Raw genomic sequence first — 8807 nt, 5'->3', positions numbered from 1 at the left:
AAATTCATCCAATGAATATAAGAAAACTAGCAGCGAACCAGCAATAATACCCGGAGCCGCCATTGGTAGAACTACATGGAAAAATGTATAAACTTTTCCCCCACCGAGCATATAGGATGCCTCTTCCATCGACTCCGCAACCGATTGAAAGACCGAGACCAACGTCCAGACAGAGAAGACAATCGCTCCGACCAGATGGATCAACGTCAAGCCGGTCAACGTGCCTACCAGATCAAACCGATACATGAACACCATAACGTTCGTGAAAACCGGAAGCTGCGGGAACGCTTGTGGCAGCAAAAACAGCAGCAGAATCACATGCTTGAACGGGAGTCTGTTGCGAGCGATCAAATAGGATAAGGGAACTGTCAGCACTAGACATAGGACTGTGACAGCTATTGCAATCGCGAAGCTCAGACCGAGCGACGAAAGCATTTTACCTTCGAACACTTGATGCCAATATTTGAAGCCCCAATCGGTTGGGAAAGGATGCGGCCAGAACCATTTCTCGGCCAAGGACCAGAGAATGAGACTCGACAACGGACCAAAGATGAAAAAGATCGCAGCGACATAGATCAGAAGTCGGCGCGTCATGCGACCAAAGTGAGTTCTCGGCTTCCGCAACGCTAACCGTTCACTGACAGAGGAAGCCGTCATGGATTTACTCATTTTTTCGACAACCCCTTCAAGTAATAAATGGCAGCTCCCATCGAAGCTATATAAGTGATAACGCCAATTGAATTAGCCAACCCGTAGTTGTGCTGATAAACGCTTTGATGATAGAGATCCATCATTAGCATTTGCTTGCCACCACCATTTCCCAGCATGGCAGGTATGGAAAAGCAGCCCAGCATAGAAGTGAACGTTAACACTGCCATGACGCCAATGCTGTTCTTATTCATTGGTACAAGAAAATGCCAAATTAATCGAAGCTTGCCTGCCCCCATACCGCGCGCAGCTTCCAGCATGCCTTCATTCACAGCGCGGAAGCTTCCGAGTACCAGCAGCAATGCCAGACCGAGATTTTTCCATACCAAAGCCGTGATGAGACCCATTGTCGTGAATGCAAAAGATGGCAGCTGATCCGGGTTAAAGAAGCCCGTAATTGCGATCGCTGAGTTGAGCGTACCGTGCGGTGCTAGGAATACTCGCATGGCATGGCCAACTACGACAAAAGGGACAAATAATGGAATTTTGAATATAAATTCTAACACAGGGTACGCTCCTAAGCGGAGCAGTCCAGCTATCATCGATGTCAGGAAAATCAACACGATAATGCTGACAATACAAACCCAGAGTGTGAAAATTATATCTCCACCGTATAAGGTTATAGCTTCTACATAATTGGCTAGCGTCCATGCGTTATCCTGTGAGCGCAAGCTGGAGATGAAGGAAAGCACAAAAGGATACAGAAAGAGCAGCGCGACAACTGCAATAGCAGGAGTGGCAAGTCCCACTCCTGCTGCTTGCTGCCCTAAGGCAATGGATGGTGTATTAGTTTTTCTCATAAGCTGTTTTCAGATGATCGAAGTAAGAGTTGATTGGGAAAGACTGTCCGCGTTTGTTCAAGTCCTCTGCGGTAATTTCTTTGAACAGCTTTTTCTTGCCTTCCTCGCTTACTTTAGGCAACACGACGGTAGCATCGATGCCGGGATACCAGCTATTTTTCTCAACAATAACTTTCGCTTGAGCCTCTGGGGAAGTTAATAAATCTGCATATTTCAATGCGGCTTCTTTATTTTTTGCATTTTTCGGAATGACGACATACATCGGCTGACCAGGCAGACCAGGATCAGCAATTTTCAAGCTGTACGCAGGATTCATACGGCCTTCCGATACCCATAAATTAAACATATCGACCCACACTGGTCCCATGTCAATCTCACCACGGTTCAGCATATCGAGTGTACCGTTATTGCCATTCGTGTAAGTCACTGGCAATGCTTTGAGTTCTTTCATGATCGCTGGCCATTTTTGCTCAATTGCTGCATCATAAGGGCCTTCGCTCAGTTTCTTGTAATCTCCCGTTTTCCAATAGGTGAAAGCAGTGGCGAATGCGACTCCGCTAGCACCGTTCTGGATGCCGTTATATCCAAATCGTTTGGGATTCGCCTTAATCCAAGCTGTCAGGTCTTCGAAGTTAGCTGGAAATTGTTTGACTTTATCGGGATTAAAAGCTATGGCAACCTGGCTGTGAAAAAGCGGGATGACATAACCATCCACGTTCGTACCCAAACTGTTCTTGCTGTCAGGGGAAACAACGTATTGTTTGTTCGCTGATTGCGGAACCCATTTATCCACCAAGTCATTATCAATCAATTGCTGCATACCGCTTTGGTGTACGATCGCCAGATCAATGTCCCACTCGGTCTTGCCAGCATCTTTTTGTGCTTTTAGCTTTTCAAATATTTTTTGCGTACCGCCGTCACCAGCGCCTGTGTTGACAACACGAACTTGTGAACCGGGGAACTGTTTCTGGAAGTCGCCGACCATGACCTTCTCTTGCAGATCAGTCATGTTGGTATCTCCTGCCGTTGCCAAGTTAAGCTCATACTTCTTAGGCGCTGCGGTTGCAGGCGCAGGTGAAGTCGTCGCTGCAGCATTCGCTGCACTTGAAGCCGCAGGCGTGCTTGTCGCCGCATTATTGGTGCCACAGCCAACCGTCATAACCATTGTAAACGTCATTGCACACAGTACGTTCGTTATCTTTTTCATATTCCCCATCCTTTTAAAAGTTTAAAAATGTTGTCTAGACATCTTCTTCCTTATTATGGATGGGCATTGTTATCGATTTATCAACTTTATACGAAGAATTTATTAATTTCAGTCTTCTGAGGCCTCTATTTACGGCGGTTGACCCAGAAATTAAACACATCATTGCGATAATAATCATAGGAAAATAAAACAGGCATGTGATGCTGGTCAAAGTGAACTTGTTTCATCATTAGCACGGTTGTATCTTTCTTAACCTGCAGCTTGCGGCAGACAGGGTGTGTATGATGAGGCACGACCAGCTCGGTGCTCGCTCCTGCAATGCGGATGCCGCATTCCATTTCAAGAAAACGCGCCAGTGATCCAGTCAAAGGCGTCCTCTGGAAAGACTCCTCGACTAAAGCGAGCGGCATAATATTGATATTATGTGCAACAGGCTCATTGTTGGCGGTTCGCGTCCGCTCATTGATAATGACTGGATCACCAACAGAGATTTTCAGATACTGTGCCCACTCTTCCTGGCAGGGTTCGGTGCGAATGAACTGTTCCAATTGGCCTTCTACTAAGCCTGCTGAGAGAATAATTTCTTCGGTCGTGAGGAACTTCTCTATGCTACTTGGTATGGAACTCAGCGGTCTACGAACAAAACGTCCGACTCCTTTGCGCACATCCAGCTTCCCCTCCTGCTCTAGCTGTTTCATCGCTGCGCGTACCGTTTCTCTGCTTACTGAAAACTGATGAGACAGGTCGATCTCCGTAGGTAACTTGTCGCCTACTTGAAGATCCCCGCTGTTCATCAATTCATCCAAATATCCTTTAATCACTATATAGTGACTGACTTTTGCTTCATTGTTCATGTCTGTTTCATCCTATTCCGTCTATTGATTAAATTTCATTTTGTTCTATCGTAGCAGACTCTTTGAGAGGTGTATATGCAAGATGATTCGTTTCCTTTCGCGCACATAATTACAAAATTTTCACATGGGAATAACGACCAGTAAATAAATTACCTCTATGATTACTATAGATGGTGTCTAGACATCTAACCAAACCGGCAGCACCTGATCTGTAGAACAGGATGCGCCAAAGCCAAGGAGGCTACTATTCAAATGAAACATGTTCTAGCAAAATGGCGACACTATGTAGTGGTTACTGCTGCCTTATCTTCGATCTTGGTTGGATCCCTGTTTATCTCAGGTGACTCCTTCGCAGCAACCGATGCGGATCAAGACGGAATTGACGATGCTGTGGAACAAGCCCTGCTTGCACAGTACGCTCCAAAACTATATCTGCATCCCAGTGAAGACAATAAACTTTCAAGCGTAGATTGGTATCTGCAGCGTGTAACGATGCGTTTCCATCATGATGGCGGGTGCAGTGATGATCAAATCATTGCCTTTAATGCTGTCACACAGACGAACTTGTCCCAGCAAGCCCATCAAACAAAGARCTGGTTATGCTCGCACTCCGGCAGCAACATCCTCTCCAGCCAAGCCCGTAATACACGGGCTGACGAAGGTTTCTTCCTGCAGCCTCCTAATGATAATGGTTTTGATAAAACCGTTTATCCAGGATCACCGAGCAGTGATTGGAGAACTTATGCTCATGTTAAACCGAGCAGCGTCAAAGCAGGCGGGTACGACCTGCAGTATTGGTTTTTTTACCCTTATAACGATTCCCCGTCAGTTGTAGGTCTGGATTTTAACCATGAAGGAGATTGGGAACATATTACAGTCACAGTAGACAGTGGACAGCAATTCGTCTCTGCCTATTACTCCGCACATAATGGCGAAGGTAAAGATTACACTTCTGCGCAATTACAATTCGCAACGAAAGATGGTGCAATCGCTGCCGATAGTCAGAAGCTGACCAACGACTACAAACATCCGGTTGTCTACTCCGCAGTCGGTACACATGCTAGCTACCCAACTGCCGGACAACAATCCCGTGGCGCATTGCCAAGCGATTATACAGGAGCTGGCGATAGCTTCAATACGTTCTACAACGTAGTGAATGTTGGCGAATTGTCCCATCCTTTGAATGGACAAGCTTTCATTAACTATGCTGGCTTGTGGGGGGAAATTGGTGAAACCGATATCTCCACAGGGCCAGCAGGACCTGCTTTCCAGGATGCGTGGAAAACAAAATAGTGTTAGAATACATATAGGCAGATTAACTCTGCTTATACGAACACAGATTTCCGAAATGTTAATTTGGGAGGCTTATAATATGGATGATTATTATTTGGTTAAGGACGGTAGAATTGTTCGCTGGGACGGGCTTACACTTGGAGGAACTAAAATCCGGGCCGATGAACTCGTTGAGTCTTTTGGACGAAAGGCTTTAGATGAAATCGAACAGTATGGATTTTACACAATAAAAAAATCTTAATGTGTTTAGTAGCGGTAAAGTGAACCATGCGGCAAAAGGCAGCCTATCCTTCTGGATGGCTGCCTTTTTAACAATTTTCACAACTGGATCCAAAAACGTCTAACAACATTTCCATGATCCTCAACGTATTCCGATTCAAATCGACCACCGTTTCTCACAATCGTTCTCTCAGACGCCACGTTCCCTTTATCACAAACAAGAAGTATCCTGCTAAGGCCCATCTCTTTCGTCCGTTCTAAGGTTAAGCTTAGAAGTTGAGTGGCATACCCTTTGCGCCTTTCTGACGGTCGAATGCCATATCCGATATGCCCACCGCAATTGAACAATTTCTCATTCAGTCTATGCCTAACATTTGCTGCCCCAACGATCTTCCCAGAATCATCATTTAATAGCCAATAGGTAGAGTGAGGTACAAATTTCTCGTCTGTTATCTTCTCTTCTGAATCTTGCGCGTACAAAAAGTTCATCATGACCATGAAATCATAAGGTTCCTTCTCAACGACCCATGGAACAATATCTTCACCACTGGCTTTCCAATCCTCATAAAACGAAATATACGCATCTCTATACGCAATCGATGGTTCTATCAGCCTAATCGAATTATTCATCTCTCCACCTCTATCTCCATAACCTCGAAACATTTTTCAATTCATGTGCATTAAATTCGAGCTTATAAATATCCGGTTTGCTGGTTTGCTTCCAAAATTCAAAGCCATAATTCGGATCAAAATATTGTAATATGATCGTCATCATATTTCCATGGGTCCCTATCGCGATTTTCTTGCCCTCATAGTCAGTCAGCAACTTCAAGATGAGGGGAATTGCTCGTTCTTGAGCTTGTCTTGTTGTCTCGCCTTCAGGCATACAGAAATCAATGTCTGTGAATGATTTTTCAATCCCAAGTAGTAGTTGTTCTTCAGAAACTGGATAATTTAAGCTCGCTATTGGCCTTTCAATAAGTTCCTCAAATTGGATAATTTCTTTCTGTAGCCGCTCTGCCAATGGAGCAACCGTTTCTTTTGCTCGATGGTAGGAACTGGAAACTATGACATCTATGTTTTCGTTAGCTAACAACTCAGCCACTCTTTTGGCATCTGCTTTTCCTTGCTCAGAAAGACTTGCCCCTCCTGCTCGTTCAAGTTCAAGCGCAAATGGCGCAATACCATGACGGACAAAATAAATGTGTGTAGTCATAAAGCCTCCTTCTTGTTACTAGTTAATCTTTGGTTTGTCCCACGAAATGAGGTCTCGATTGTTTATTGCGACCCCTTCCTCAAGTCTCTCTGTATAGACACATTAATTCGAATAAAGTTTCATTATCCCACCTAATATCTACCAGTTAACGAAAAAGCCACCGAACGGYAGCTCGGCGGCCTAGCTATTCGTCAATTCATCCCTTCACAGATGAGCTTACTGTCAAAGCGTTTTCCACTTGTTCGGTGAAGATCAGATATAACACAACCATTGGCAAGCTCGCGATCGTCATGACGGCGCCCATTCCACCCCAGTCGGTCGCATGAAGACCTTGAAAATAAATGAGCCCTATCGGCAAAGTCATTAATTCCTCTTTTGTAATCAAAATCGATGCCAAAAAGAACTCATTCCACGTTCCCATAAATTGCAAAATCACAATGGTTGCGACTGCTGGGGTGAGGATCGGCAGCATGATGCGAAAGAATGTGAGATAAATCGAAGCGCCGTCCATACAAGCGGATTCCTCCAGCTCTTGCGGAATCCCTCGCAGGAAGCCGTAGAATACCATTGAGGCAAAGGGCAGCCCGAATGCTACGTAAGGGATCAAAAGTGCACCGTACGTATTCGTTAAGTGAAAATCTTTCACGATAATCGCCAAGGGAATAATAATGACTTGAATCGGAATAAACATCCCGATAATCATGTAAATCCGCACCGCTTCCCGGAATTTCCATCGAAGTCTAGCGATTGCATAGGCAAACATGACGGCAAATAGGACAACACCGATCGTCGTTATCGTAGAAACAATCATACTATTGGAGATATAAGTGGGGACACTGAATTTATTCCAGGCATTCACATAATTCTCGTATCTGAAGTGCGTTGGTATTCCGAACGGATTGGTTACGAAAATTTCATCATTGTTTTTCAACGAATAGAAAACCATCCAAACTAACGGGTATACAGAAATAGCGAAATACATCCATAAAAAGGACTGTAGAACCACTCCAACGATTTTGTTCATATGATGACTCTCCTTTACCCCTGTTCCAACCCGGTTTCTCTACTATCAAACACTTTGTTGATGATAATGGTGGCGATTAAGCTAATCACAATTAACAAGACCGAAATAGCGCAAGCATACCCATATTGATTACCCGAAAAGGCGTTCCGAATAATCATGAACGTTATCGTATAGTTTGTCGTGCCTGGTCCGCCATTCGTCATAATTGCCATTTGCACATAAGCACCTATTCCAGCAGTAATGGCAATAATAAAGCAAAATTTGAATGTCTCCTTCATCAAAGGGAGTGTGATGTGCCAATGTGCCCTCCATTTACCTGCACCATCGATTCGAGCAGCTTCTGTATAATGCTCTGGAACGGATTTCGCGCCGGCATAAAGCAATGCAAATTGGAATCCCATATATTGCCAAGCATTGACGAAAGCAATCGCAATAATCGAGACACTTGGTGAGTTCAGCCAGTCTTGACGATAGGCCATGCCAACTGCTTGAAACAATTTGTTGATGATTCCGTTAACGGGGTCATACATCGATAGCCATAGTTGACACACGACGGTGACCGACAGTACAACGGGAATGAAATAGGCGGTTTTCAGTACTTTACGGCCCTTCACCGTTGGATCGGCACAAATAAGCGCTAACAAAGTGCCTAGGCCAATTTGGAAAATGACCAGAACAAGGGCGAATAAAAAGCCATTCCGAAGTGAAGTGGCTAATAAATAATCCTGACTAAGCTCGATATAATTTTTGACGCCTATAAAAGTCGCTTCGCTAAGCCCATCCCATTCAAAAAAACTGCGATAAAAGGTTTGAAGAATAGGATAAAACACAATCACACTATATAGAACGACTGCCGGAGTTAGAAAAATTAAAATAGCCCATTTGTTTCCTAAGTATTGTTTCATCTCTATGCTCCCTCTCTTTAAAAAAACTCACACCGACTTACAGGTCGATGTGAGCCATTAGGTACTGAAAGGATTTATTTCTTCAGTGATTTATTGAGATTCGTTACGAATTGTTCCGCCGTAAATCCTGCGACTATCAAGTTTTGCGAGTTGTCGTCAATGCTCAAATTCACATTTGTATCATTCTGCACAGTCGCGAAGCTCGTAATATTAGGAATCACTTCTTTCCCAAGTCGAGACAACATCGCAGGTACTTGCGCAGTGATTGGCTTATCGACCTTGACAGAGACAATCGGCGTGCCTACTTGCGTGTACTTGTACTCCGCATATTTACGTGCCATGAACGCTGCTACTTTGATTGCGGCTTCTTTATTTTTCGTTTTTGCGGAAACGGCGAAACCTCCTGGACCCCCTGCTCCGTTCATCGCAAACTTAGCTTTATCGTAAGTGGCTTCATCTTTCGCCGGGAAATTCATGAAATCTACATTGTCTCCCAGATTTTTTTGCGAACTCGGAATTTCCCATTGGCCATTGACGAACATAGCCGCCTTGCCTTGGTAAAAGAGTGATGAGGCCTGATC

At 44.4% G+C, this 8807-nt stretch carries 11 protein-coding genes; 2 read left to right on the top strand and 9 right to left on the bottom strand.

Going from position 1 to position 8807, the window contains the following annotated elements; all coding sequences use genetic code 11:
* From AC1DUA_RS12365 to AC1DUA_RS12350, 4 genes are all read right to left on the bottom strand, one after another.
* Positions 1-669 (bottom strand): ABC transporter permease (locus AC1DUA_RS12365; RefSeq protein WP_477500040.1); only part of this gene is annotated, 669 nt, incomplete at its 3' end.
* A complete protein-coding gene (locus AC1DUA_RS12360; RefSeq protein WP_477500039.1) occupies positions 666-1508 on the bottom strand; it encodes an ABC transporter permease in 843 nt (280 codons plus the stop codon). The genes AC1DUA_RS12360 and AC1DUA_RS12365, both read right to left, overlap by 4 nt.
* A complete protein-coding gene (locus AC1DUA_RS12355; RefSeq protein WP_477500038.1) occupies positions 1495-2715 on the bottom strand; it encodes an extracellular solute-binding protein in 1221 nt (406 codons plus the stop codon). Before AC1DUA_RS12355 ends, AC1DUA_RS12360 begins: the two co-directional genes overlap by 14 nt.
* Before the next feature lie 125 nt (positions 2716-2840).
* Positions 2841-3569, bottom strand: coding sequence for a GntR family transcriptional regulator (locus AC1DUA_RS12350; RefSeq protein WP_477500037.1), 729 nt, complete (start codon positions 3567-3569; stop codon positions 2841-2843).
* 252 nt (positions 3570-3821) lie between these two features.
* On the opposite strand from AC1DUA_RS12350, the gene AC1DUA_RS12345 reads away from it, so the two are divergent.
* Entirely contained in the window at positions 3822-4862 is a 1041-nt protein-coding gene (locus AC1DUA_RS12345; RefSeq protein ID WP_477500036.1) for a Vps62-related protein, read from the top strand.
* Between the two features lie 79 nt (positions 4863-4941).
* Entirely contained in the window at positions 4942-5103 is a 162-nt protein-coding gene (locus AC1DUA_RS12340; RefSeq protein ID WP_477500035.1) for a hypothetical protein, read from the top strand.
* 77 nt (positions 5104-5180) lie between these two features.
* Here AC1DUA_RS12340 and AC1DUA_RS12335 read toward each other — a convergent pair whose 3' ends face one another.
* The 5 genes from AC1DUA_RS12335 to AC1DUA_RS12315 all read right to left on the bottom strand — a co-directional run.
* Complete coding sequence (locus tag AC1DUA_RS12335) at positions 5181-5711, bottom strand: GNAT family N-acetyltransferase (protein ID WP_477500034.1); 531 nt, start codon at positions 5709-5711, stop codon at positions 5181-5183.
* A 10-nt stretch (positions 5712-5721) separates the two neighbouring features.
* Entirely contained in the window at positions 5722-6297 is a 576-nt protein-coding gene (locus AC1DUA_RS12330; RefSeq protein WP_477500033.1) for a histidine phosphatase family protein, read from the bottom strand.
* A 196-nt stretch (positions 6298-6493) separates the two neighbouring features.
* Positions 6494-7321 (bottom strand): carbohydrate ABC transporter permease, encoded by an 828-nt coding sequence (locus tag AC1DUA_RS12325; protein ID WP_477500032.1) that lies wholly within the window; start codon positions 7319-7321, stop codon positions 6494-6496.
* Positions 7322-7335: 14 nt separating this feature from the next.
* Entirely contained in the window at positions 7336-8226 is an 891-nt protein-coding gene (locus tag AC1DUA_RS12320) for a carbohydrate ABC transporter permease (RefSeq protein WP_477500031.1), read from the bottom strand.
* A gap of 74 nt (positions 8227-8300) precedes the next feature.
* Positions 8301-8807: extracellular solute-binding protein (locus tag AC1DUA_RS12315; protein WP_477500030.1), on the bottom strand; the 507-nt coding region annotated here is incomplete at its 5' end.

The sequence above is a fragment of the Paenibacillus sp. 01T422 genome (genome assembly GCF_056398785.1).
This window is presented reverse-complemented; position numbering and strand designations above follow the sequence as displayed.